This window comes from Scytonema sp. UIC 10036, from assembly GCF_009725235.1.
In genome coordinates this window covers 60,643-87,127 of sequence record NZ_WJFC01000011.1, presented here as the reverse complement: position 1 = coordinate 87,127, position 26,485 = coordinate 60,643, and the positions used below count along the sequence as shown (strand labels likewise).

25 protein-coding genes and 1 pseudogene are annotated in these 26,485 nt (G+C 41.8%); 19 read left to right on the top strand and 7 right to left on the bottom strand.

Annotated features, from left to right (window positions below; all coding sequences use genetic code 11):
* The first annotated feature begins 64 nt into the window (after nt 1-64).
* Complete coding sequence (locus F7734_RS07710; RefSeq protein ID WP_155744119.1) at nt 65-514, top strand: response regulator; 450 nt, start codon at nt 65-67, stop codon at nt 512-514.
* Nucleotides 515-525: 11 nt separating this feature from the next.
* Here F7734_RS07710 and F7734_RS07705 read toward each other — a convergent pair whose 3' ends face one another.
* The 5 genes from F7734_RS07705 to F7734_RS07685 all read right to left on the bottom strand — a co-directional run bounded on the left by F7734_RS07705 (nt 526) and on the right by F7734_RS07685 (nt 12,942).
* The gene (locus F7734_RS07705; RefSeq protein ID WP_155744118.1) at nt 526-9,096 is read right to left on the bottom strand and encodes a choice-of-anchor L domain-containing protein; all 8,571 of its coding nucleotides are present in this window, start codon (nt 9,094-9,096) and stop codon (nt 526-528) included.
* Nucleotides 9,097-9,870: 774 nt separating this feature from the next.
* On the bottom strand, nt 9,871-10,257 hold the full coding sequence (locus tag F7734_RS63200; RefSeq protein ID WP_243146747.1) for an RRXRR domain-containing protein: 387 nt from the start codon (nt 10,255-10,257) through the stop codon (nt 9,871-9,873).
* 325 nt (nt 10,258-10,582) lie between these two features.
* Nucleotides 10,583-11,209 (bottom strand): CIA30 family protein, encoded by a 627-nt coding sequence (locus F7734_RS07695; RefSeq protein ID WP_155744117.1) that lies wholly within the window; start codon nt 11,207-11,209, stop codon nt 10,583-10,585.
* 69 nt (nt 11,210-11,278) lie between these two features.
* Nucleotides 11,279-11,422 carry a hypothetical protein gene (locus tag F7734_RS07690; RefSeq protein ID WP_155744116.1) on the bottom strand — a complete coding sequence of 48 codons (144 nt, stop codon included), beginning with the start codon at nt 11,420-11,422 and terminating at the stop codon, nt 11,279-11,281.
* Nucleotides 11,423-11,544: 122 nt separating this feature from the next.
* Complete coding sequence (locus F7734_RS07685; RefSeq protein WP_166481784.1) at nt 11,545-12,942, bottom strand: amidohydrolase; 1,398 nt, start codon at nt 12,940-12,942, stop codon at nt 11,545-11,547.
* Nucleotides 12,943-13,026: 84 nt separating this feature from the next.
* Here F7734_RS07685 and F7734_RS07680 point away from each other — a divergent pair, with 84 nt between their 5' ends.
* The 6 genes and pseudogenes from F7734_RS07680 to F7734_RS07655 all read left to right on the top strand — a co-directional run bounded on the left by F7734_RS07680 (nt 13,027) and on the right by F7734_RS07655 (nt 16,331).
* Nucleotides 13,027-13,806: a cysteine hydrolase gene (locus tag F7734_RS07680; RefSeq protein WP_155744114.1), complete on the top strand. Its 780-nt coding sequence runs from the start codon at nt 13,027-13,029 to the stop codon at nt 13,804-13,806.
* Between the two features lie 4 nt (nt 13,807-13,810).
* Nucleotides 13,811-14,269 carry a cupin domain-containing protein gene (locus tag F7734_RS07675; RefSeq protein ID WP_155744113.1) on the top strand — a complete coding sequence of 153 codons (459 nt, stop codon included), beginning with the start codon at nt 13,811-13,813 and terminating at the stop codon, nt 14,267-14,269.
* A gap of 173 nt (nt 14,270-14,442) precedes the next feature.
* Nucleotides 14,443-14,860, top strand: a pseudogene (locus F7734_RS07670) (XisH family protein).
* Nucleotides 14,848-15,183: a XisI protein gene (locus F7734_RS07665; RefSeq protein ID WP_155744112.1), complete on the top strand. Its 336-nt coding sequence runs from the start codon at nt 14,848-14,850 to the stop codon at nt 15,181-15,183. Before F7734_RS07670 ends, F7734_RS07665 begins: the two are co-directional and overlap by 13 nt.
* A 58-nt stretch (nt 15,184-15,241) precedes the next feature.
* A complete protein-coding gene (locus tag F7734_RS07660; RefSeq protein WP_155744111.1) occupies nt 15,242-15,856 on the top strand; it encodes a Uma2 family endonuclease in 615 nt (204 codons plus the stop codon).
* Between the two features lie 247 nt (nt 15,857-16,103).
* Nucleotides 16,104-16,331 (top strand): hypothetical protein, encoded by a 228-nt coding sequence (locus F7734_RS07655; protein ID WP_155744110.1) that lies wholly within the window; start codon nt 16,104-16,106, stop codon nt 16,329-16,331.
* 37 nt (nt 16,332-16,368) lie between these two features.
* On the opposite strand, the gene F7734_RS07650 is transcribed toward F7734_RS07655, so the two are convergent.
* On the bottom strand, nt 16,369-17,433 hold the full coding sequence (locus tag F7734_RS07650) for a DMT family transporter (protein WP_155744109.1): 1,065 nt from the start codon (nt 17,431-17,433) through the stop codon (nt 16,369-16,371).
* A 433-nt stretch (nt 17,434-17,866) separates the two neighbouring features.
* On the opposite strand from F7734_RS07650, the gene F7734_RS07645 reads away from it, so the two are divergent.
* From F7734_RS07645 to F7734_RS07595, 12 genes are all read left to right on the top strand, one after another.
* The gene (locus tag F7734_RS07645) at nt 17,867-19,555 is read left to right on the top strand and encodes a CocE/NonD family hydrolase (protein ID WP_155744108.1); all 1,689 of its coding nucleotides are present in this window, start codon (nt 17,867-17,869) and stop codon (nt 19,553-19,555) included.
* Between the two features lie 111 nt (nt 19,556-19,666).
* Complete coding sequence (locus tag F7734_RS07640) at nt 19,667-20,701, top strand: NADP-dependent oxidoreductase (protein ID WP_155744107.1); 1,035 nt, start codon at nt 19,667-19,669, stop codon at nt 20,699-20,701.
* Nucleotides 20,646-20,846, top strand: coding sequence for a hypothetical protein (locus F7734_RS07635; protein WP_155744106.1), 201 nt, complete (start codon nt 20,646-20,648; stop codon nt 20,844-20,846). Before F7734_RS07640 ends, F7734_RS07635 begins: the two co-directional genes overlap by 56 nt.
* A complete protein-coding gene (locus F7734_RS07630; RefSeq protein ID WP_155744105.1) occupies nt 20,843-21,187 on the top strand; it encodes a hypothetical protein in 345 nt (114 codons plus the stop codon). Before F7734_RS07635 ends, F7734_RS07630 begins: the two co-directional genes overlap by 4 nt.
* 764 nt (nt 21,188-21,951) lie before the next feature.
* Nucleotides 21,952-22,188, top strand: a complete 237-nt coding sequence (locus tag F7734_RS63195; RefSeq protein ID WP_243146746.1) for a hypothetical protein — start codon at nt 21,952-21,954, stop codon at nt 22,186-22,188.
* Nucleotides 22,148-23,269, top strand: a complete 1,122-nt coding sequence (locus tag F7734_RS07625; protein WP_243146745.1) for a hypothetical protein — start codon at nt 22,148-22,150, stop codon at nt 23,267-23,269. The genes F7734_RS63195 and F7734_RS07625 overlap by 41 nt, the downstream gene beginning before the upstream one ends.
* 46 nt (nt 23,270-23,315) lie before the next feature.
* Nucleotides 23,316-23,831, top strand: a complete 516-nt coding sequence (locus F7734_RS07620; protein WP_155744104.1) for a hypothetical protein — start codon at nt 23,316-23,318, stop codon at nt 23,829-23,831.
* Between the two features lie 160 nt (nt 23,832-23,991).
* Nucleotides 23,992-24,150 (top strand): hypothetical protein, encoded by a 159-nt coding sequence (locus F7734_RS07615; protein WP_155744103.1) that lies wholly within the window; start codon nt 23,992-23,994, stop codon nt 24,148-24,150.
* A gap of 7 nt (nt 24,151-24,157) precedes the next feature.
* Entirely contained in the window at nt 24,158-24,367 is a 210-nt protein-coding gene (locus F7734_RS07610; protein ID WP_243146744.1) for a hypothetical protein, read from the top strand.
* Nucleotides 24,368-24,536: 169 nt separating this feature from the next.
* On the top strand, nt 24,537-24,821 hold the full coding sequence (locus tag F7734_RS07605) for a hypothetical protein (protein ID WP_155744102.1): 285 nt from the start codon (nt 24,537-24,539) through the stop codon (nt 24,819-24,821).
* Complete coding sequence (locus tag F7734_RS07600; RefSeq protein WP_155744101.1) at nt 24,821-25,210, top strand: type II toxin-antitoxin system VapC family toxin; 390 nt, start codon at nt 24,821-24,823, stop codon at nt 25,208-25,210. Before F7734_RS07605 ends, F7734_RS07600 begins: the two co-directional genes overlap by 1 nt.
* 3 nt (nt 25,211-25,213) lie before the next feature.
* Nucleotides 25,214-26,068, top strand: a complete 855-nt coding sequence (locus F7734_RS07595) for a hypothetical protein (protein ID WP_243146743.1) — start codon at nt 25,214-25,216, stop codon at nt 26,066-26,068.
* A gap of 57 nt (nt 26,069-26,125) precedes the next feature.
* Here the strand turns inward: F7734_RS07595 and F7734_RS07590 are convergent, their stop codons facing one another.
* Entirely contained in the window at nt 26,126-26,485 is a 360-nt protein-coding gene (locus F7734_RS07590) for a type II toxin-antitoxin system PemK/MazF family toxin (protein ID WP_155744100.1), read from the bottom strand.

Below are 26,485 nucleotides of genomic sequence, written 5' to 3'. Positions count from 1 at the left end.
CTAGAACAGGTACAGCATCTACCTAAAAATCCCTTTGATACTCTCTAGTCATTAAAGAAAACATATGGCTAATTTAAAATCATTTACTATTTTGCTGGTAGAAAACAATTTACCTGAACTGCGGCTGATTCAGCGTATTTTAGCCAAGTCACGCTTACCCATTTCGTTGCAAGTTGTAGAAGATGGGTTGAGCGCTTTAACTTATTTATCAGAAATAGGGTTATATAGTAGTCGAGATTGTTTTCCCGTACCAAAACTCATAGTCTTGGCTGACCTAATTCTACCAGATATAAATGGGATTGAATTGATAACTTGGATCGAGCAGCAATCTCACCTCAAAGATATACCAGTCATCGCCACAATCAGTTCTGCTAGTCTCAGTGAAATTATTGAGTTAGATAGGATGAAGATTCAGCACTTTGCCAAACCTACATCGGTCAATGACTGGCAAAAATTTATCAGAAAGATAATGTCTTTAGTCTCTACGACTAGAGTAGAGACAAGAGTTGCGTAGAGCTTGAAAATTTACCCGAATGGTTGAGTTGAATTTCCTACACCTCCAGTGCTGGTAAAATTCAATTGGACGACCATATCGTTATAGTCGCGATCGCCTCCGTTATGGATATCCTCGAAACCAAATTTATTATCTCCAAGCAGGCGAATATGGTCTACCTTATCGGGATTAACTTCTGTAAAGGCAAAGTATGCAACTGTACCAGTACCTAACACATTATTTGGGTTTTGAGCGCGAAGTTGCTCGATAGTACCGTTGGCGATAATGTACGGTGCGATGAGTGTATCGCCATTGAACTGTCCCGTGACATTTGTTGTATCCCCACTCAAGTTGATGATGGTGCGTTGGAATGCGGCTTCCACATAACCTGGATCGCCCGGTTTGAGATTTCCCAGACGCCCGCTTTCGTCATCAATAGTGTAAAAACCAACAGAATTTTTGTAAGCGGCTTCACTGTTGACTGTAAACTGAGTTGTGAGCGCTCCAGTAATCCCCCGTAGGTCAATAAGTTCCCGTTCTGCTTGTAGTTTAGTTCCAATCGTGAGAGGACTATTGCTAGTTTTAACGTTTAAAACTAAGTCATCAAAATCGCGATCCCCTCCACCAATTTGGTCTTCCCACTGAACAGACAAGACCCCATCATTCAAATTATTGATTTGCAAGTGGTCAAAGCTATCAATATTAGCCACATTCGAGGAGAAAAAGACATTGGGAGTCGGTTGAGAAGCCGCTAAATTCGCTTTGACTTCATCAGTACTAGCATTTTGGACTAAATAAAAGCTGAGGTAAGATCCAGAGTTAAAATTCAGCTTGCGAATTCCTAGTAGATCGGGAGCGGGATTATTTGCGAGTGCAGAGAGAAGGACTTGAGAACGTGTCATTGCTGCTTGCAAATAACCAGGTTGACCGGGTGCAATACCGTTGATTTCACCTTTATCGTTATCAACGACAAACACACCCACTTCGTTGACAAATTTACCGTTATTTTTCTCAAGAGCAAATTCTAGTTCAACCTGCGAACCACTTCCCGTAACGAACAACAAATCATTTGCAGTAGCACTGACACTCGATCTACCACCACTACCTCCATCAGTACCAGTACCACCACCAGTACTTCCATCAGTACCTCCATCACCACCTGATGTCCCACCCCCACCAGTCGGATCGTTAACTTGTATGTTGAGTGGAGGAATGACAACACCATTGTAATTGGGGTCAGCACTACTAGCAGTAAATTTTATGGTCTCAGTCTGGGTACCTTCTTGGATACCATCATCTGGTGTGGAAACAGTTACCGTGTGGGGAATGTAAGCATCGGTGGGAGTAAAGGTAATTGTTATGGGTTTACCAAGTCCATTACCTAAATCGACTTGAGAACCGGGTTCAATCGTAATCGTGACGGGCTGACTGGGAATAGTATCCAGAACGATATTGATACTACCCGTCTCGCCACCTTCGGTAATTATAACCGTATCTTTACCGTCTTCTGGCTTAATACTGACTCCCGGTCTGCTTCCATCAAGGGGTTTAGGTGCAGTAATACCGAAAGTTCCCGCTTTGAGAAAGACAGCAGAATCTAATAAACCATCCCGGTTATCTTTAACATTAATAGCTACTTTATTACGGGAATTTGGTTCAACAACTCCAACAAAAGTCAAAGGTTTGGTGTAGCCGTCTAATTTCGTTTGACTGCTAGCAGGACCAGTACCAACTGGATTGTAGATTAAGTCAGGATGATATGAGGAGGGATAGGGATTTTTGGCTAAATTATTAATGGTAACGGTATCTCCATCACTCAACCGCGCCATATTAAAGCCATTAAGTTCTAAACTAAAGGCGTCGTTAAACTTACCTGCATATTCAGCCAACTCTTCCGAACCAAACGCAAATTGGAAGAAGACATATTGCGTACTAGCATCAGCATCAAATTCTATTTCCATTGAAATAGCATCATCTGCTACACCAGGTAAACCAAAATCTTGGCTGAGGTCGTTTAAGCTATTGACTTCGCGGTTGGAAACAGTAATATTACCGCCTGCAACTTCACCATTATCACCAACTTCACCAATATAAAGATAAAGAGGTTGTCCTGATGCTAACGACTGCCTTAAGTTAAAGCCAGCTTTCCCTAAATTCCCCAAACTAACAAAACCATTGGCGCTACTACCAGTAGTAGACACCGCATCAAAACTTCCTAAATTGGCAATACCATTATTAACTGTACCATTGATAGTCCCAAACAAATCTGGATTTTCAGCATCGCTTGGCGGACGTTGATTTCCTGGTGTAAAGATAGTTCCTATGGGACTAAAGTCAAAGACATTCAGACTGGGTAAACTTTGAATGTCAGCAGCGTTAGTAATCTTGGTATTGCTGATTTTAATTCCATCTAAATCGAATCCAGTAAATCGACCATTGCTACCACCAATGACACCACCGTCACCAATTGTTAAAGATTTGAGGTCAAATCCTAAATTCGTTAAATCTGCACGATAGACAGCAGTTGCTGCGTTGCTGGGGTCACCTGTAACACCGTCAAGTTTCTCAAACTGTAATGAAACATTAGTACCGGGCGAAAGACCGCCATCAGCCGTATTTTTACCCGGTAGATCGACAACTTTACCAGTACTGAGGACTATTCCTTCACCCAAACCAAATGGATCGTTTTGGAAAGTCCCAAAAGCACGGCTATCACCTTTGAGTTTTACCTTAAAGTTACTTAGCCCGTTGGTGTTTCCCAGTAACTTACTGAGTAAGCGATCGCCATCTCCATCTTGAGCGATCGCAAAGTCTGTAGTTGCGTCCGACGCCGACAAAGGTTGAACATCTGCTTTGAGGCTTTGTACTGGAAGGCTACCTAATGGAGGGACTCCAGGCGATTGAGGCTGTATCTGGTTAGTGATGTTTGCTTGAGATGTGAGATTTGAATTTTGGGGATAATTAAATTTTTGTAAAAGACTCAGTGTATTTGCTGGTTGGGCGTCATTAACATAGCGTACATAGCTAGCACCCAAATCAAAATCAGTGACGCCTTGGAGAATTGCAATTAAGTCACCCGTTAGCGCTGTTGGAGCATCTTTTCGGTAAATTTCGATGGAATTATTGGCAATTTGAGTGAAGTAATCTTCTTTCACTCCTTGCAATTGGAGAATATCTCCTTCTAAGGAATTAAAATCGGTAATTAAAGCATAAGTATTTGCTCCTACAGTAGAACGGTTGTCATCGTTATAATAGACGAATGTCTCCTCACCCAACCAAAATTCATCTGCACCGCTACCACCACTTAAAGTATCAACTTCCGAATTAAGTTCTGGGTAAACTCCTACACCAAAATTAATTCCTATTAAGATATCATTGCCACTGTCACCTTTGAGAGCATCGTTACCTTCACCACCAACGAGGAGGTCGTTATCGTTTCCACTACTGAGTTGGTCGTTTCCAGTACCTCCATTGATAGCGTCATTACCAGCACCACCATCAAAAGTATCATGACCACCCTCAGCAATCGCAATCCCTGGAATCGCAACAGCACTATTGACTTGAGATGTATTAAATGTCCATTTATCAACGATTATGTCATCTCCATCGCCACCAGTAGCGATATCATCACCACTACCCGCGACAACAAAATCTTTTCCTTCTCCCGCCTGGACTTGGTCTTGACCACCATTACCTACAATTAAGTCATCCCCAACATTACCAACCAGAACATCGTTTAAATCCGCACCAAATATTTGGTCATTTTTACTAGTTCCAGTAATGTTGAAACGTTCAAAGTTAGTAAACTTAGTTTCATCTAGAATACTACCATCATTACTGGTATTCCGGTAGTAACGTCCGCCATTTTTAGCATTGAAATTGGGAATTTCTGCCAGCATTCCCGTGCCAATATCTTCCACTGAATAGTCTATAACTAACAAGTCATCTTCAATTTCATTGATGACTTCTTGAGGAACGACTACCGAGTTATTACCTTCACTATCCGTATTTCCGACTTGTTGAACATTAACTGATAAGTCTTCGGTTGTGGATGGTACTGACGCAATCACAACAGGTTCTGGATCTTGACCGCCATCAACAACATCGATTCCCAAACCCGCATGGACACTATCGTTTCCTTGGGCGGTACTAAAGTTATTATTCACTCTTCCCAATTGGATGAGCGTGTCATTTCCACCAGCCGTTTTGATATCTTTGAAAATTTCAAAGTTGCGAATTGCTGTTCCATCACTGAGAATCAGCGCTTGTGTGGGATTTTCAACTAAAGGATTGGTTCCAATGAGGGAGATATTGTATTGCAGCGTGGTGCTGCTCGTCTTCACAACCTTACCCGAAAGGTCGATGGATAGAGTATCAATTCCACGTCCGCCATCAATAAAAATGCCAAATGTGTTGTTGGGGATAGTCTTAAATTCCAGATTGACATCGTTTTGGTCAAAAACAACATCATTTCCATCACCAGCAAGAATCAAGTTACTACCACGACCGCCATAGATAGTGTCATGACCATCTCCAGAAATTAAAATATCATTGCCAGAACCACCGATAATTGAGTCATCTTGCATGGTTCCTTTAACAATTAAACGTTCGATGTTAGTGAAATTAACAGCATCTAAAACCGAACCACCAGAATTGCGTTGTCGTAAGAAACCTCCAGATATTGCAGAACCAACGGTATAACCGCCCGTCATTCCCTTACCAATATCTCGGATGGAATAATCAACAATGAGGGTATCTGCTAATCCACCACCATCAACGTTATCCGTACCGCCACTACTTAAACCAGAGTCAATGACGTTAACTCCATTATCTGCAATGAGGGTGTCGCCAAAATCTGACCCGCGTAAATTCTCAACAGTGGATATTCCAGGTAATAAGCTAACAAAAGTATCCCCTTGAGCATGGCTACCAGAACCAACACCTTGAAGATAGACGTTCACTCCACCAGGAGATTCATTATAATCAGCCCAATCAATACCCAAACCGCCATCAAAATTATCTGCGCCTGCGCCACCAATGAGAGTATCGTTACCGCTTTCGCCTTTGAGAGTATCGTCACCTGCTAACCCTTCAAGTTTGTTATCGCCGATGTCGCCTTCAAGGGTGTCATTGTAGTTAGAACCGATGAGATTTTCAATGGAGTTATATTCTGTTTCTACAGGTTTTTTATCTTTGTCCAGAATCTTGGCTTTGACTAATTTATCGCCTTCAGCATCAGAACCCGAACCTTCACCCGTTTTGAGACTGACGTTCACACCACCATTAGAACTGCGGTAAATAGCCGTGTCATTTCCGCCACCACCATCTAATAAATCTTTCCCTCCACCACCTTCTAACTTGTCATCGCCTTCATAGCCACCTAAAGCATTATCAGAATTATTACCAATGAGAACATCATCCAAAACAGTGGCGTGGACGTTTTCAACTGAAACTAACTTATCGCCTTCTGCTTCGCCACCAAAAGCTTTACCCGTGCGGAGGCTCACAAAAACTGCACCAGGAGAAGTTAAATATGTTGTTGTATCAACTCCCGTACCGCCATCCAGAATATCCCGTCCCTCACCACCAAGAAGAACGTCGTCGCCTTCACCCGCAAAGATATCGTCGTTACCCTCGTTTGCATCAATGAAATTTTTCTCTGAACTACCAGTGATAATATCTCTGAATTGCGATCCTTCAACATTTTGAATATTTTGCAGCAAGTCAACCGTACCGTAACCATCTTTTATGGCTATGTTTGCGGCTAAGTTAACGATGACTCCCTTGGGCGCATCTGTATAGCTGGTGGTGTTATTTCCTCCTTTACCGTCAAGGCGATCGCTACCTGCTCCCCCAGTTAAGAAATCAGTTCCTTCTCCACCAATAACAATATCGTTCCCCTCTCCACCATCAAGTTGAGCGGAAACATCAACACCATCAGTCAGGGTAATAGTGTCATCTCCAGAACGCCCATCAATAGCGATCGCTTTGAGAAAGTCGTACTGTTTTCCAGGAGGCTTCCCTTCTGGAAAATCGAGTCCTAACAGAAGTACAGATTCATTTCCATCCTTTTTATTACCAGAAAGATATTGAACCGTGATGGTCTCACCATTATTTGTACCCTTGCGGTCAATCACCCCTTGTGCTTTCAAAAACTCTTCAGTTTCTGGGTCAGGTTCCGGGTCTTCAACATTAAAGTGCTTATCGTTTGGATCGCAACCCGTACTAAAATCGATAAGGTTGATATTGGCTAAGTCCAAACGTTTTGTAAAGCTAAAAAAGCCTAAGTCGAGAGTGACAGATCCAAAGATAATTAAAGCTAAATTACCACTAGGTGCTAATAAACACAGAGGGTCTTCATAGAGTTCGCTTCCCCGGACTTTAGAAGGAGAATTTTTCCCCAATTCAACAGTAGCTCTCAGTCCTCCGCCCACCTCAAGTTCAACAACAGCAAGATTAACTGCGGCGGCTGCACCAATTTCCCCAAATATAGTAAAATAACCTTTATTTTCCGGTTTACTCAGGAAGAAGCCGTTAGTTAGGTCAACAGGATTTTGAAAGTTATTTTTGGTAAAATCAATCAATCCTTGTGCATCATAACCAAACCCAAATTGAGCACTTGCGCCAGCTTTTGCATAAATCTGAATGACAACTGGTCCAAAAACAGGAATAGGAGGAATGATACCCGAACCTAACGTACCCGTTTCAAACTTTAATCCAGGTGGGTTGTACTCAAAAAGAGTCACATTTTGACCCAATAGCAAATTAAAGGCTTTGGTTGGATCGGTCAAAAGCGGAAATTTAATCCCATCTTCTGCTTCTAGCTTTTTGAGTGTATCAACATAGCTGTTGGATGGTTCTTCCCCAAGGGGTAAGATGGACTTTGCTCCGACTTTTTGTACTACGTCCGGAGATGGGTTTGGGTTATTTGGATTGGCGTTGAAATCACCAAGATAGATTTTAATCCCGTTCGTAGCATCACTTTCAAGACTATTAAACTGCTTGAGAGTCTTAGTAATTTGTCTGATAAAGTCTTCAGTACCGGGTTGTACCAGACTTGGTGCAAATTGTTGAGCAATACCAAGCAATGAGTAGTCAATAACAGGTAGTGGTTCAACAAGAGGACTCAGGATTGAGTCAATGGGACGTGTAATTCTTTGGATATCTTTGAGAGTTGGTCCCACAAAGTTATTGGCAAAGGAACCTAAGTCTAGAGCAACATTTTTAAATTCAACACTGGGAATAGCAGCGCCTAAATTCCAGTTATTGACATTAAAGTCAGCGCTAATTGATGGTAAATTACCATTTTTATCCAAGCCAGTATCAAGCTGTAACTTTAGGTTAGCATTTGCAGTGAAGTTGGGAGAACCAAGACTGATATTATTAAGATTTGAGAATTTGACACGCTGACTGGTGGTGTTTGTTAGATCGACCGCAAATTTACTATTGAGGTTGCTACCGTTGTCAGTGGCGCTAATTTGTAGAAAGCCCAGCGAACCTTCTAACTTTAATGGTTGAGCAGTTTTATCTTTAAGATTTGCGTTGAGATCGACTTGAAATTCATCTGGAGTCGTTGTGTCAAAGAAAAAAGCATCAGCACCACTGGTATTATCAACTCCAAAACCGACATTTAAACCAAATGCTAAACTGGGAGTAATACCTCCTGTTAAGTTAACACCTAAATTAGGCAACCCCAAATTTTTTGATAAGGAAAGATCGGGAGTAAAGCTTTTACCAATTTTGAATTGAAACCCAATACTGGTAGCATCAGTAGGAGTTTTAATATCATTGATATCGATTAAATTATTATTATCCAAGTCTAACAGCAAGCCCAAGCCGCCTTGACTTTCTGGCTTTAACGCATCAAATAAAGCTTGCTGTACCGACGCTGTAGTTTTATTAGTAATTTTATCAAGTTCATCTAATATTCTTTTTTCAACGGTATCTGTAATGAATTCGTTGACATAATTACCGAGAGGAATATCACCTAAAATTGGCAAATTGTTTAAAGTTTGTCCTGCAACAGCATTTTTGATATTCTGAAAGAAAGGCTGAATAGACTGGCTTAACAACGATAAATTACTTTCTGGGCTAGTCTCCGCTTCTGCTGCTATAACTTGTCCATTTATCTGAAGGAAAATGCGATCGTCTTCTGTGCGTAATTGTTGCAGTAAATAGTCATCTAAAACTTTGCCTTGAACTAAGGCTGAGAAAATTGCCCCTTCATCTCCCGAACTATCAAGATTTGAATTGAAATGGTTGTCTAGAGAGTGAGCAATTTCTTCTAAGAAAGTAGAGGCAATATATTCCGGTCGATTTATATACTTTTCAAGATAATCTTGCGAAACATAAATTGTATTTACACTGGCTGCATATGCTGCATTTGCATTGAGCAGAATCTCCGAACTGACAATTTCAATATGAGGAAGATTGCTAAAATCTCCCAAACTCCACGCTTGAGTTAAACTCTCAACCTGAGACAATGAAGTAAAATTATCAAATGCTCTTGTCAGTAAATCTCTCCACCCAGGTTCTTGTGCTTTTTCTTGAAGTTTAGTTTTAGCTAATGCGATCCCTTGATTTAAGACTTGTAAAGAACTCATAATTTTTCTCTAAAAAAAAAAATACATATTGATTCCGCCTACCTGCTACCTCGTTCCCAGGCTCCGCCTGGGAATGCAGATCTAGAGGCTCCGCCTCCCGAGATCGCCTCGTTCTCAAGCAGCAGCCCAGAAACGAGAGACTTTCCTTATAGGAGAGGGAGGAGCAACTTTAATATTGCAACAACTTCTTGATTTACCTGGAGACTTAAGATGTCAATCAGTTTGCCAACTTTAAAACTGATGACATCTATCTACTGAAGCGAGAATAATGCAAAGTTTAAAAATCTCTAGAAATTTTTAACTTCTGAAGATGCAGAATTTGCGTAACTTCCCCGTCTCTTGTTTCTAGCTAGAGGGTTGTGAATGCATACTGCTCATTTCAGCTTTACGTAGGTAAATTATTACTTTTACTATCGCCTTCTGACCTCACTTTTGAATGTATTCTTTATTTATCCCGATGTATGTGGACATAAGGATACCAAAACTTATTCCATTATGGTTTGGTAAAATTTGATGGTCAATACTAAGATGTTCAACTTGGCTTCAAATACCCTAAAAATTAACGATTGTTTACAAGTCTGTTCTTAGGGGAAAATACGGAGCCTCGAAACCCAGTATTTTTACATACTGGGTTGAGCGAGCTTATAATCCCATTACTTTCCATTTCAACGCGCTGTTGTTGCTGAGAATCAAGCAAACGTGTTTCTGGATCGTGTAGTTTGTTTAGCATGCTATGAATAGCTTCATAGGTTGCTTGCTGATATAAATTCTGACTCAGTTGTTTTGGCTAAAACTGCTTTTAGCTAAAGCCAAAAGAAGCCCTACATCTGACCACAAAGTGGCAGTGTAGGATGAATTTTGGGGTGATGACGATTCCATGTTTGCCCGGAGGTAAGCCGTAGGCTTTGAGGGCAACATTTTGACTTCGCCACCAATTAATTCTTCTTTTTCGTTGACAACGCTGTATCCAATATTTTGATAGCCAGCATCAATACCCAAATTTCCTGGTTGAGTATAACCACTAGAACCATAAATTAATTGAATGGTAAACGGGTCGCGAGAAGAAATTCTGGCTTTGCCCTCTTTTAAAAGCAATCTAGCTTTACGGGGAGAGGTCGGCATTAACGGTTTAAGGTGCTTGTTGATAACATAAACTTTCATAATTTGTATTCCTAATAAATAGGTAATCGCCTTTGAGCGTGGTTTTCTTTGCCAATGTTTATCAAGGTTTTGTACCAGCAACACTTTCCCTCTCTCCGCAGGAATGTTTAATCACTGGCCGTAGTGTTTGGGACTAGAAAACGGTTTGCCAAACTTACATCCCAAAGTACCTATGTATTCTTGATAAACGTAGTCACTCTAGCACGGGCGAGTTACTGAGGCTAATGACGCACCTCTAATTTCTTAGAAGCCCACACTTACCGCTTTGCACCAAGTGTGTGGAGTCGTCACTGCAGCTAGATGTCAAGACGTTCAGTTTTTTCTGTCAATCTTGATTTGTTAAATATACCTTAGAACTTATATCTAAAGCAAACTCAAGTGGGATTGGTGAACCGACTTCTTGGTTGCTGCGATTAATTTGGAAAGAAAGCGATCGCACTTGAGAGAGATGCAACTCAAAAGTATTAGCAAGTTTTCCCCTAATTTTAGGTTGAAAGTGACTCACAGGAAGTTTCACCCTTGTCCATTCTGTCCCAACAACAAACTCTTGCTCAAATGTGAGGATACCAGTACTTTGCTCTTCTTGGTCATCTTTTATTTTTAACGTATAAACAACTTTAGGATCTTGAGACTTAGCATAAAACTCAATGTACTTATATCTTGTTAAGTCTAAAAAGACAGGTGTTTCTATAAATGCAAACCCCACAAGTCCTTCATTCCCAGAGATAGCAGCAAGTTCGCCCTGAAATTGCAATGTATTACCTGCTTCAAGGAATGTCGCCTCACTGCTACCAACTGATGGTCTTTCTGTTTTATCAGTCTTGACTACCCAAGGAGCCTCAATAGTTAATAGGGCTTGTTTGGGGTCTTCAAAATTGCTGTTTTCTGCGCTTGCTTCAGTAGAGTTTATCAAAGTCAAAAAAATTCCTGCAACAACTAACTTTTTTATCATGTTAGGATTTTTTGGCAATGAGAGGAATGGAATTGCGATGGCAAACTTTAACCTCTTCTGCCACTTTTTCTATAAGCTACAGAAAGACGGCATCTCAAGCATATCATCTTTCTCGATCTCATAACTCCATCGCTGCTCAATAACGTCCAATCTCCTATCCCAAAAAGCAATCATCTCTTGAATGACATAGGACGAAGCTTGCTTTTCGCTCATGTTCATATTTTCAACTGCAAATTTACGTAGCCATGTAGGAGGCGGAGCCTCCACGAAGGCATTCCCAGGCGGAGCCTGGGAACGAGGTAGGCGGAACGAGGTTGGGGGTCAGATTTATAGCTCTATAATCCCATTACTGCCCGATAATGTGCTTCGATTTGGGCAACGGTTTGAGATTTACGATTTGCATGCCATTGACTGTGGTTGAACAACTGCTGTCGTAACTCCTCAACGTTAATATTGGTGACTTGTCCATCAGCAACGATCTGCTTGCCATTTACCCATATACTATGTACAACATTGGTAGGACGACCGAGAATTAATAAGCCAATGGGATCTGTACGTGGTAATAGGGATAAGCTGGTGAGATCGTACAATACCAAATCGGCTTTCTTACCTACAGTGACTGAACCCAGTTTATCTGCTACATTCAATCCTTTTGCACCACCTAAGGATGCCATTTCTACTGACTGACGGGGTGTAATCCAGTGTTGGTAATCTAAATCTGTAACGTTATGTAATATGGAACCTATTTTGATTGCTTCCAGTAAGTCTTGGGAGTCGTTGCTAGAAGCTCCATCGCAACCAAAAGATACGTTTACCCCAGCTTGACGGTATTTTAAAATGGGAGCAATGCCACTGCCCAAACGCAAATTACTTAAAGGATTGTGTACAACTGTAGACTTTGTTTCGGCAAGGATCGCAATGTCGTTGTCTGTAAGGTGGACGCAATGGGCTAATGTGGTACGGTAGTCTAGGTAACCAATGCGCTTTAAGTGTTCGACTGCAGTGCAACCGTATTTTTCTTGGGCTAGTTTTTCTTGTGCTTTGGTTTCCAATAAGTGGGAGTGACGGCAAAGGTTGTAGCGATCGCTTAACTCACTACACCCTTCAAATAAAGCATCGGAACACAATTGTATCCCTGTGGGAGCAACGAGAATATTCATCCCCTCATCCGGACGGTGAAACTGTCTGACAGCTTCTTCTATGAGTTCTAATGTTGCTGTGGTTGAGCGATAGTAGGGATCGTGTGTTTGCTCTGTTTCCCCGGATGGTATACCCGCCGTCAGGGATTCATCTTGAATAAGGGGTGCAACAAAGGCGCGGATACCAACTTCTCGATAAGCGCGAACAGCCGTTGCAATTGTTTCTAACTCTTGTCCTGGAATAAGTATGAGATGATCGACTACACTTGTGCCACCCGATAGTAGAGTCTCTACTGCCGTACTGAGAGCAGTTAAGTAAACTTTTTCTGTATCGAGAGGTGCAAAATCATAAAGTTCTGCCAGCCATAATTCTAATGGTAAAGGTGGAATAGCTCCTCGTTGCCACATTTCTGAGGAGTGGGTATGGGCATTGACGAATCCCGGCAGTAATAATTTATTCTCACCGTTAATTGCAGTCCCAACAACTTCTAAATGAGGTGCTACCTTAGCTATAGTTCCATCTATAACTTGCACGTCTACGGTGACATAATCATCGTCAGTGGCAATCAAAACATTCTGGATAGTGAAGTTCACCATATTTAACCTTGATTAAGTAATCGAACGTTGAGAGGATTTTCACGTTACAAAATAAGCAATGGTTTCGGGTGTAACAATGTTATGAATATACCTCTTCGGAATTTAGGAATTGCACCAAACGCATGGGCTGTCAACCAGACGTTTGCAGACATTACTCGTCCTCCCCAACCCCCACAACCTGTTATCTTACCAACAGAAACTAAAACTCTGCGCCTTGACTTGGCAAAAACTGCCATTCTCGTCGTTGATATGCAAAACGACTTTTGTCACCCTGATGGTTGGTTGGCGCATATCGGTGTAGACGTTACCCCAGCACGCAAACCTATTGAACCGTTGCAAGCTTTATTGCCTGCACTTCGGGAAAAAGGTGTTCCAGTCATCTGGTTGAATTGGGGTAATCGTCCCGACTTACTTAATATTAGTGCCAACGTACTTCACGTTTACAATCCTACAGGGGAAGGTGTTGGATTGGGCGATCCCTTACCGAGCAATGGCGCTCCAGTTCTGATGGCTGGTAGTTGGGCGGCGGCGGTAGTGGATGAATTGGAACAACTACCTCAAGACATTCGAGTGGATAAATACCGCATGAGTGGTTTTTGGGATACTCCCTTAGATAGTATCTTAAAGAACCTAGGTAGAAATACCCTATTATTTACAGGTGTTAATGCCGATCAGTGTGTCATGGTAACCCTATGTGATGCCAATTTCTTGGGTTATGACTGCCTGTTAATCAAAGACTGTACCGCCACAACTTCTCCCGATTACTGTTGGCTGGCAACGCTTTACAACGTCAACCAGTGCTTTGGCTTTGTGACTGATTCCGAATCTATTTTAACAGCACTCAATAACCTTGGAGGATAAATCAATGCGTGCGACTCGTTGTGTTATTCCTGTCGTCAAGTCACCGAAAGATTACCAAGCTTATCGGATCAGTCCCAACGACTCAAATCGGTTGGCGATCGTCTTCGATCCAGCCAGCGCCAATACTTCTCTGACTTGTTGTGTAGAAATTTTTGATGTTGGTGGCAAAACACCCCCCAACCGCCATCAAATGGCAGTAGAAATGTTTTTTGTTCTGAAAGGGGAAGGGGTAGCCATGTGTGATGGCAAAACTGTTCCCATTAAAGCAGGAGATAGTTTATTAGTTCCACCTACAGGTACTCATTTGATTAAAAATACAGGTTCCAGTCGATTGTATACGTTGACTATTATGGTTCCCAATGAGGATTTTGCCGAACTAATTCGCAGTGGTACACCAGTGACATTAGATGAGGAAGATATGTCAGTACTTGGTAGAGTGGATACTTTAGCACCCATACATTAATTCCACACCATCTGGAGTTCTAAATAAAAATACCCCAGAATTTCTTGTGGTATGACTTGAAAAGCTCGCTATGAATGAGGGACGGGCGAGGACGCCCATCCCACCCAGTTTTTCAGGCTTGCTATACTCTGAAGTAATAGGCATAATCGGTTTAGATATGTGTTACTAACTCAATGGCTAAAGATGTTTTTCATGATGCAGTTAGGAAAGGGTTAGAAAAGGAGGGTTGGCTAATTACAGATGACCCACTGAGAATTCAGGTAGGTGGGGTGAATATGGAAATTGACTTGGGAGCAGAAAAAATCATCGCGGCAGAACGTGGAGAGGAAAAAATCGCTGTTGAAATTAAAAGTTTTATCGGTACATCAAATATTTCTGAATTTCATACTGCTATTGGGCAATTTATTAACTATCGAGTAGCTTTGGAAGAACAGCAACCCGAACGGATTTTATATTTAGCTGTTCCACTCGGCGTCTATCTATCGTAAGTTTTTTATTCTCCCATTTGTACAAACTATAATTAAACGTTTTCAAATTACTTTAATAATTTACGATCCAGTGAGTGAGGTAATTTTAGAATGGAAAAACTAGAACTTTATCGCACTTATATAAAACAACTATTAAGCGATTATGCCAGTCTCAGCCCATTAGATGGAGAAGCTGAAACTGAACTGATTTTCGATACTGAGCGCGATCGCTATCAAGTTGTTCATACAGGATGGAAGAATCGACGACCCATGTATGGTTGTGTTTTGCATCTAGATATTAAAGGTGAGAAAATTTGGATACACCATGATGGCACAGAAATTGGTATTGCTGATGAGTTAGTAAAGTTAGGAGTCCCGAAATCAGATATTGTTTTAGCATTTCATGAACCTTTAGTGAGACAATATACTGGGTTTGCAGTGGGTTAAAAAGCAAATTTTGATGGTGGATAAAATTAAGAGTCGAATATATGTGGAGGTGATAGCTATGACCCAAGCCATACCTAAATTAGTAACCCATGAGGAATTTATGGACTGGTATCCCAACAACGGGGTACAGTACGAGCTGCATAAAAAAGTGATTGTTGAGATGGCACCGCCAACTGGAGCTCATGAAAAAGTTATCGCATTTTTATCACGCAAACTGACTGTGGAGTTCGACCGACTCAACTTACCTTACGGAATTCCTAAAACTGCATTTGTAAAAACTCATGACGCCGAGTCTACTTACTCACCCGATATATTGTTACTAAATCTTAACAATCTCATCAACGAACCTCTTTTTGAAAAACAGTCAACGGTTACTCAAGCAGTATCTGTACCCTTAGTAGTCGAAGTTATTAGTACTAATTGGCGGGATGATTACTACGACAAGTTTGGAGACTACGAAGAAATGGGTATACCTGAGTTCTGGATTGCAGATTATGCAGCACTAGGGGGTAAAAAGTTTATTGGAGACCCGAAACAGCCGACTTTCTCAGTATGTCAACTTGTTGGAGATGAGTACCAAGTTACCAAATTTACAGGTAATGATTTAATTATTTCTCCCACCTTTCCTAACCTCAAACTCACCGCACAGCAAGTTTTTGATTCAGCTTTGTAAATTTTTCCTGCCTGCAACAGGCTTAAGATTTTTCTTGTTCCAGGATGGCGGGAATATCACGACTGCGCTGCATCAGTTCCTCGCGTTTGTTGTCCCACCACTCCTTGCTCACTTCAATTGGTTCGCCACTGTCTTATTATTTTGACATTTTTTGCCAATTTTCTGCTACCCGGAAAATAATTTGAGTTTGCGTAAGTCCTGATTTGTTTCTAAAATTTAGATATTTATGTTTGTGGGAGTCACTCCTATGGTCTTGCAAGAGCTTAAAGAGCAAGCTCGTAAATTGTCTGTAAGCGATCGCCTTGAGCTTATCCGTGCGCTCGTCGAATCCTTACAAGATACCTCAAGGCAACAACCTGAACGGACGCGTATTATCAAGCAGATGAAAGGTTTATTGAAAACTGACCAGCCAGCACCGACTGATGAACAGGTAGAAGCAATGCTAGAAGAACGTCGAGTGGAGAAGTATATTTAGTGAGAGTCCTGAGGCGATCGCACTGAGCGATAGTGAATTAATTTTTTTGATAAACCGCAGAGGACGCAGAGGACGCAGAGGAAAGAGAGAGCAAAGAATTACCATTTTTCTGTAATTCAATTAACTGAGGTGTTTCGGGATGTGATGAGACTGTAAGCGGTGACAAGAGAGAGTTGTCCTCGCTGGATGCAAAGGGAATGGATAGTGTAGCGATTTCTGTGTTGTCCTGTGTGTACTTACCTCCGCCTTGGCTTAATACCATTGCGGCTAAAACTAGAGTTGCTCCAACCAAACCACGAACTCCAAGTGTCTCACCAAGTAGTAGAAACGAGATAACGGCTGAGAACACTGGATCGAGTGTGTAAAATAGGGCTGCTTCTTGAGCGGAAACCCAGCGCTGGCTCATTGTCTCTATCAAGACGGTGGCAGCAGTGGCAACTAGACCTAGGTAAAGAACTGCACTGAAGTTTGTACGAATTGCGTGTATTTGTCCAACCAGTTCGGGTGTTGCCCAAAGCATACCAAGCACTGCTATGACTAAGACTTGAACGGCGGTGAGTGAAAGGGTTGGATGGCGGTGTGTAACTTTTTCAAGAATCAGGATGTAGACGGCGTAGATGAAAGCATTACCGAACAACAAGAAATCGCCGATGCTGAACTGTCTGCTTTCCCATGACATGACTCCAATACCAGTGATGGCCACGATCGCTGCTAACAGAGTTTTTAGCAGTACGCGCTGACCGATCGCCAAACCCAAAAGCGGTACTATCACAACGGTCAGGCTACTAACAAATGCTGCTCGATTTGCGTGTACCGTCTCAAGTGCCATTGTTTGGGTAGCAAAGGAGGCGAAGAGTACCAGTCCTAATAGAAATCCGTCGCGGATTAATTGAGCATTCAGGCGGCCCAAGTACGGAGCTAATACCACCGCAGCTACAACAAAGCGGCTTGCAAGTATTGCAGAGGGTGAAAGGCTACCAATCGCATTTTTAATCAGTGGAAATGTTGTTCCCCAGATTAAGGATGCGGCAACTAGCAGGATGACACCAAGAGTGTGCAAGCCTTTTTGTGTAGATCGATCGCAGTCATTTAATAGTGTCATGTTAAAGTTATAAACTTGTAGAAATTTTCTCGATTGTTTGATGAACTTTGATGGACATAATGTCAGTGATGTGTCATATGAATGGAGCTAAGGACGATATGGCAGTCGTTTCACTCTCACCAGTTCGACCTTTTTAAAAATTGCTTGGGCAAAAGAGAAGAAAAAACATAATATTTGTCCGAAATCTGTATATCAAATTGCTTTTTCAAAATAAATTTTGTATCACTTGCTACGGGATTTAATCTATTCAGAAGCAGAAGTTGTGGCAAGCATTAATATCCCTCTGGTAGAGGATTTGTGGTAAAGGCGATCGATGATTTGGTAGAGGCACTGAGTAACGTAAAATGATAGCAACAGAAAAACCTGGTATCTTTTGCAAAACTAAGTTTCTCAGTATTGAACTGATATAGGTTGACCTACTCTCCTATTCAAAATGTTTAAAGTCCTTCCCAAACAAACTTCATCGGTGTTAATGCGTGATGGCATAAGACTTGATGCGGACGTATACCGTCCCGATGCAGAAGGAGAATTTCCCGTACTGTTGATGCGACAACCTTATGGAAGAGCGATCGCATCCACGGTTGTTTATGCCCATCCCACTTGGTATGCGGCTCGCGGGTATATTGTCGTTATTCAGGATGTACGGGGAAGAGGGACATCAGAAGGAGAATTTCAGCTATTTGCCCGTGAAATAGAAGATGGAGAAGACTCGGTAAACTGGGCGGCAAAATTACCAGGGAGTAAGGGTGAAGTCGGGATGTATGGTTTTTCCTACCAAGGCATGACGCAACTCTATGCAGCTGCTACCAAACCAAAAGCGTTAAAAACCATTTGCCCTGCAATGATTGGCTACGATTTATATACAGATTGGGCGTATGAAGGTGGAGCGTTCTGCTTGGAAGGCAATCTCTCCTGGGCAATTCAGCTAGCCACGGAAACAGCCCGTTTGCGAAAGGACGAAAAAGCCTACCATGCTTTGCGTGCTGCTTATCGCAATCTACCTTTGTACGATCGCAACCCCACTCTTCCAGAAGTTTTACAGAATTTTGCCCCTGATTCGTTTTATCACGATTGGTTGGCTCATTCCCAACCCGATGAATACTGGGAAAAACTTTCACCCAAAACCTACTTCCAAAATGTCGATTTACCCATGTTCCATATTGGGGGCTGGTTTGATACTTACTTGCGCGGTACGATGCATTTATATAAAGATATGGCAGCGCGGAGTCAGTACCGCCAACAACTGCTAGTGGGACCTTGGGCACATTTGCCTTGGGGTCGCAAAGTTGGTGCTGTTGATTTTGGTATTGATGCAGCTAGCCCTGTAGATGAAATGCAAGTCCGGTGGTTTGACCAATTCCTTAAAGGTGTAGATACGGGATTGCTAGAGGAACCGCCTGTTTGCTTGTTTGAAATGGGTAGCGATCGCTGGCGCAAGTTTGAGAGTTTTCCCGATGCAATCCATAAAACTTACTATTTGTCAAGCCAGGGACTCAGTAGCATTCGAGAAGATTCCGGAACTATAAAATCAATCCAAAATCCAAAATCCAAAATCCAAAATCCAAAGTCTAAAATCCAAAATCTAAAATCCAAAATCCAAAATTCCTCTGACATTCTAGTTCATGACCCTTGGCGACCGGTTCCATCACTTGGCGGTCATGCAGCAATGAGTGCAGGTTCCTTTGAGCGATCGCACATTGATTGTCGTTCCGATGTTCTCACTTATACGAGTGAAGTTTTAGAAGAAGATTTGTATTTGGTTGGCGATATTATTGTTGAAGTTTGGTGTAGTGCCGATAAACCCAGTTACGATTTATGTGCTGTGCTGTCACAAGTGTATTCTGACGGACGGGTATACAACGTGACTCAAGGCTATCTTCGTTGTGATGGTAGCAACTTTACCAAAAGAAAAATTCAATTGCAGACAACCTGTGTCAGAATTGCCAGAGGGAACTCCTTCCGCTTGAGTTTGAGTGCTGCTTGTTTCCCCGCATACGCTCTGAATCCCGGTAATGGGTCATCATTGGGGATGGAGGCGGAAGTTATTACATTGATGGTAAGTTGTGAGGGAGAGACGCGATCGCAAATTTTACTACCACTGAATCTAGCCAACGAAACCTAAGTGCATACCTATTTCATGATGGCGTTTCATAACCAACGCTCGAAAACATTTGTGATTCGACATACCCTACTATTTATGGGAGACCTTGGAGATTACACAGAGGATAAACTCATGAAAACAGGGATAAATCGACAGTTTCGCTTAGCAGTTCGTCCTGTTGGCAATATCAAGGAAAGTGATTTTGAGTACCTTGAACAACCAATTCCCAATCCTAGTGATGGTGAGGTGCTAGTACGTACTATATATCTTTCGCTAGATCCTACTAATCGCATTTGGATGAGCGATATGCCACAGTATATGCCTCCCGTAGAAATCGGGCAAGTCATGCGCGGAGTTGTTACAGGTGTGGTTGAAGAGTCTAAAAATCCTAATTTTCAACAAGGGGATCTGGTTACTGGTGTGCTTGGCTGGCAGGATTATACTATTGCTCTTGGAAACAGTGGTTTGGGAATCAGACGACTACCCCACCCTCTACCTGCTCCACTCACTGCATTTACCGGACCGCTTGGAGCTACCGGTTACACGGCGTATTTTGGGCTTTTAGACATAGGACAGCCCAAAGCAGGGGAAACTGTGGTTGTGTCAGCAGCTTCAGGTGCAGTTGGTTCCGTTGCTGGACAAATTGCTAAGATTAAGGGCTGCCGAGTCGTTGGTATAACCAGCTCGAATGAAAAATGTCAGTGGCTTACACAAGAGCTTGGTTTTGATGAGGCTATTAACTACAAAACGGCTGATTTGGAAACAGCGCTTGCGCGATCGTGTCCTAATGGAATTGATGTGTATTTCGATAATGTTGGCGGTTCTATCTTAGATGCTGTTTTAACCAAAGTTAATTTGTATGCACGTATTCCTGTATGCGGTTTGATTTCAACTTACAATGCAACAGAGCCTGTTCCCGGTCCGTATAATTTCAGCCAAATTTTAATGAAGCGAGTGCGTCTGGAAGGGTTTATTATCCTCGATTATTATCCGCGATTGTCTCCTGCTATAAGAGATCTTGGACAATGGCTCAACGAAGGTAAAATTAAATATGCTGTTGAAATTGTCGAAGGCTTGGAAAATGCTCCATCAGCCATTCTAAAACTGTTTGATGGCAATAAAAAGGGAAAACTGGTCGTTAAAGTTTCAGAGGAACCTACATTCTAGTTGTCAAGCTAGCAGAAACCCTATTGATGACGAAATTGAGGCGATCGCCAAAGACGAAAAACGCTCTATGAGCCAAATGGTTAAGTTACTGGTCGAGTATGCGATCGCCTCACGCCAAGAAAAAGTTAAGGACAAAAGCAAATGACCAACGCAGGACAACCGCCAACCACTGAGGAACGACTCAGCCGCTTAGAAACTCTGTTTGCCAACGTTGGCGAAAAAGTTCTAGAACATGACGGCAACATTGATGTACTGGTAGCGAATATCCAGGAATTAAGCGAAAATCTCAGAAATCTAAGCGAACAGACCAACCGCAATATCAACAATTTGATAGAGCAAGCAGCCCAAGACAGGCAGCAAGCCGCCATTGACCGCCAAGCTTTTCGCGAACGAACCGATCGCCTAGCAGCCGAAGCAGCACAGGACCGTCAAACTTTTCAAAACGAAATTCGGCGGATTTGGGAATATCTACGCGATACGGCTTAAGCCGTTAAGCGAAGCTTATCGCAATGGTGGTAGCAGTACGCCTCAGTAAAAGGACAAGGATAACAAATGACCAACACAACAGAAGACCCACCAAGCATTGAGGAATATCTCGCTAATCTGGAAACCCTAATTGCCTGGAGTTTAGACTAAGCAGTGTCAAACGATACAGCAGGGTAAAAGCCCTGCCAGAAGCCGTTTTCAGCGTTTTATGTCCAAGATTTCGAGCAGGGGTTGTCCAAAACGGTTAGGAGGCGTTTGAGCAATTCTTCCTGTCTGGTCAGTGCAGCTATGAGTTGTGCTGTGTCGTAACTTGCGCTCATTTCATATGAAGTTATAAACACTTAAAATAAGATTGATTATTTTCTCACTATTTGGAGAGGAAAAATATATTTACGACTAACAAAGTTGGTCTTTTACAGCCATTTTCAGGTAAATCAACCACAGTTGTAGGGGCGCAAGGCATTGCACCCTGATAAACGGTGTGGTTCATTTAGGTGAAAACTGCTGTAAAATACATTTCTACAAATTGTTACATTTCCGGTTTTTCAGAAATTTTTAAGCATTAATACTTAGATTAACATTGCAGATTTGGTGAAGCACCATCTAAACCAATTGTGCCAGTTGCGTAAGTCCTGTTTTTATCCAAGCGTATTTGATGAAACACCTTCAATGCGGTTGATGACTTTTGGCGATCCCATATTCGAGACACTACTACAATTGGGACAAGAATAACTATCGGCGACAGATTTATCAATTGTTGACAAGTGGCATTTCTGGCAACAAGAAGGTATAACTGCTGGTGCTTCCTTCAGTGGAGAAGGTCTTACAAGGACAGCCACAAGGATGAGTTACGCAACCGCCGCGATACTATCTTTGCTGATAAATTCTTTAAGCTTGTGGCTGCGCCAGAGTCACCTACAGATGTGGATGATGTTGCAGATGCGATCGCTTTATGTTTAATTGATTTCCAAGAAGCAACAAACAATTTCCACGACAACTGAAGGTCCTCCACCTATAATTGAGCGAATTTTTAACAACACAGGTGAAGCAGGAAAGTTTCGGATTTTTAGAAATCGCTTGTTATTCCTAGTCGCTAATAAGCAAGAATTAGACAGAGCGATCGATAATGTGAGGGAATATCGGGCTATCCTAAATATCCTCAATTCTCCCAACCGCTTGCAAGATTTATCAGAAAGTCAGCAGCAACAACTCAAACAGAGGAAAGGAGATTTTGATTTAAAAGTACGAATATCTTTAACGAATGCCTACCGTCACTTATTCTACCCAGCTAATGACCCAGTTAAAGCGCCTAAAGAGTTGATGCACTACACACTTCCAGCACAAGATTCCAGTGAAGTGAAGGGTAAGAATAACCAGCAAGATGTTATTTTAAAAGCGCTAAGAGATTGTCAGAAAATTCGTGCTGAAGATGCACCAGCATACGCACCTGCTTACATCTTGCAGAAAGTGTGGTTACCTGGTTTAGACCATTGGACAACAAAAGCGCTGCGAGAAGCTTTTGCTAAAGATCGCGGTTTAAATATACTCCTAGATGTTGAAGTGTCAAAGTTGCGAGATACTATCCGTCAAGGTTTGCTCTTGGGAAGCTGGGATATGAAGATAGGAGAACGGGTTTATATTAAAACTGATGATGGCAAGTTTACCCTACCTGACACCATTGAATTTTCTGACAGGATGGTGCTTTATCGCCGGGGCATTTTGGAACTGCCAAAACCACGAGAAATTGAACTCAATGCCCAAATTATGCCCAGTACTGATTCTTCTAAACCAGTGCGTGTTAGGTGGAAAGCATCGGGGGCGTTAGCCATTCAGCTTTATCAAGATGGAAATTCTATAGCAAGAGAATTTCGTCCGAGTGACGAGTATGAGACTACCATCACCAAAACCACAACTTTTAAAATCTTAGTTGATTACGGTAATGGTGATGTAGAAGAGAGGGAAACTCAAGCGAAGCTACTGATTTACGGTACAGGAGGTTCATCTCGTATACCCAGTGCAGCCGAACCAGTAGGTATATTTGATGTCAAACGAGAAGAATTGGAGTTTGATGGGACGCCTTAAGAGACATAATCCAAAATTTAAAATCTAAAATTATCTTGGTCAATTTATGAGTCAGCAATTAGATAGCAACCAACAGCCTCCTAGCCTTCTAGATGATTTAATGAGCGAAGAATGGTTAAGAAAAGCCGTTGAGTCAGAAGACCTCGTGCGTGGTAATATTGGTGCTGGGTTGAGTTGGGGTAATGCTTTTGGGGAACTGATGCTTAAGAGCGAACTATTTGGTCGCTTAACTACGTTACGCATTTCCTTAAACCGAGAAATACGCTTGATGTTGACCGAGTGGGATTTAGGAACTGCGCGAAAATCAGCTACAGAAACTGCGCGATCGCTTTTATTAGATAAATTAAAATCCCCTAACCCGTTGGTACGTTCAAAAATCAATGCTGTTTTGGAGAACTCGGAGCTTTTTGGTGAGGAGTTTATCCCCAATCATGAGGTGTTACGGGAGTTAATTGGGGTAATGCTGACTGTTGAGGACTGGAAAACAATCTCTCGCGTCGCGGGTGATTCTCTGTCAGCGCAGATAATGAATCAAGCGACATCTGAGAAAATATCCGCGTAGGTGTTGCGCCCTGTTTTCTTGTTCTAAAGTGTCCAAAAACTTGTTCAAGTCACATCGCGCTAAGCAAAGCGCGATCGCTCAGCGTTGCCTTACGAAAATGGCATTTCTAGCTATCTCAATCCATAATACCTAAAGGAAGCTGTAGTATTACAAACAATCTATGCCCAACCCAACTCCCAAACATCCCGTTGTTTTTATCGAAAAAATGATGCCCGTGCAACTGTTGAACGAGCAGGTATACTACGAACACGGGGGAAACCCATTTAAAGGGTTGCATCGTTGGTACTCGCGCAAACCGTTGTCATTTAGTCAGCAATGATTTATTTATGCGGACGTTTGAGGTGGCATTGAAAGTCATTCCCCGGATTGGGGATGAAAAGAAGCGCATTCCTGAAGAAAAAGCGTTATTAGATTTGTGGCTAGCGATGGATGAAATCAAAGCCAAAGTTTCTTACGTGCAATCTGAGTTACCGTTAAGTTATGGGCAAATGAGTTTAGATTTATTTGCTGACAGTTCACAGGTTATGGATGACTGAAACTAAAAATTCCAGTCAACCGTCAACCATTAACAGAAGGAGCGACGTAATTTACGGGGTGCTGACTGGACTCCTTATACACAAAATTGCTGAATCTTGGGTGTCAGTTGTCGATTCTTAAGGTAGACTTGATAAATAATAACTATCCATTACAGAAGGAGCTTAGTCAATGAAAGTTAAAGGAATCAAACGGGGTCAAATTATTGAACTTTTAGAAATAGTTGAGAATATCCCAGATGGAGTAGAAATTGCTATTGATTTAGAACCTCCTATTGAACATAGTGAAACTCAAAAAACCTTGACAGACGAGGAGAGATTAGTAAGACTCAATAAATTATTTGGAGTTTGGAAAGATCAGCCTGAGTTAATAGACATTTTTGCTGAAATAGACAAAGAACGTCACGCTTATAGAGGAAGAGTCATAGACTCAATTGATACTCAGGATAATAGCTAATGTACTTGCTAGATACTAATATATGCATTGCACTGCTGAATGAGAATCCAAAAGTGGTCTCCACATTCAATCGCTTTTTCAGTCAATGCTATCTCTCTACAATCGTCCTTTCAGAGCTTTATAAGGGAATTTACTGTTCTCAACAGATTGAAAAAAACCGAAAAAGTCTTGTAGAACTGTCCGAGTTATTACCTGTTGAGCCATTTGATTTGAATGCTGCTATAGAATTTGGCAAAATTCAGAGTGAATTGAGACAGATTGGTAAACCAACAGGAGAAATTGATGCATTAATTGCGTCTGTTGCTCGTTCCCGTCAAGATATTCTCGTCACCAACAATATTAAAGATTTTGAAAATATACCTAACTTACAATTAGAAAACTGGCTATAGTCATTGAAAAAACTTCGCGAACATCCTTGGAAAATTAGCTATTCTAGCAATACTCACAATACCATTGCTGACTTCTATATACCAGCGCTAGAGTCCGCCGTTCAATACGATCGCAAATCTGGCTTTTTCAGCAGTGCTATTCTGAGTAAAGTCGCTCGTGGTTTGGGTGCAATGCTGCACAATCAAGGGCGAATGCGGTTAATTATGGGATGTCAGTTTACTGCTGAAGATTTACAAGCTATTCAACAAGGATATGCACTGAGAGATGCTTTATTAACTCGTCTTGATGCTGAATTAACACCACCGGAAAACTTAGTTCAACTCAAACATTTTGAAATTATAAGCTGGTTGATTCAAAATCAATATTTAGATATTAAAATTGCTATTCCCTTAAAAGAAAATAGGACTCCAGAAGTCAGCGAAGAACAACTAGATCCACAGCATATATTTCATGAAAAAGTGGTAATTTTTACTGATAATAGTGGCGATCGCCTAGCTTTTAACGGTTCCAATAATGAATCTATTGGCGGTTGGGAAAGAAATGTAGAATCTTTCCACGTTTATTGTTCTTGGGAAGGTGGACGAGAACTCGACAGAGTCAATGAAGAAGTTGTGAGATTTGAGCAACTTTGGTACAACTTAGCGCCTAATGTGCGAATATTTGAAGTTCCAGAAGCGGTACAGAAAAAGCTGTTACGTTACGCCCCAGCCTCAAAACCAACTTGGAATATTCAAACAGAATTTGACAATCGACCTCTCAACCAATCGGAACCAGATACACCAGAGTTTACACCCACATCCGAACTAGGAACTCCTGTTATCTCTCCAGAAGAAAGAGAAGAAGAACGCCTTCTGTGAAGTTCAACCTAGAGCACAGATGCGATCGCCAATCTTATTTCTTGTCGTTGTAGCATTTTAAAACACACCAATTGCTGCCTGAATTGCCCGTTGAATTCGAGCTAGAGATTCAGAACTAATTTGACCATAAGGACCTCTTTCTAGATAGCGTTTTTCCACATTGGTAATAACTTCACACATAGCAACAGAAGCTAGTTCTAATCCACCCTCACCAGCCGGAATCAAAACACGGTTGGGATGATCGACGGCGCTTTGAGTATCAGAGGAAAATGGAACAACTAAAACGGTTGAACTATATTCGTTACGAATATCCAAGGAAACAACGACCACAGGACGTTTTTTAGTGTCGCCCGATTGCCGCAAAGCTCTACATAAATAAATCTCGCGTTGACGTGGGAAGTTACCTGTAGTGTTCAT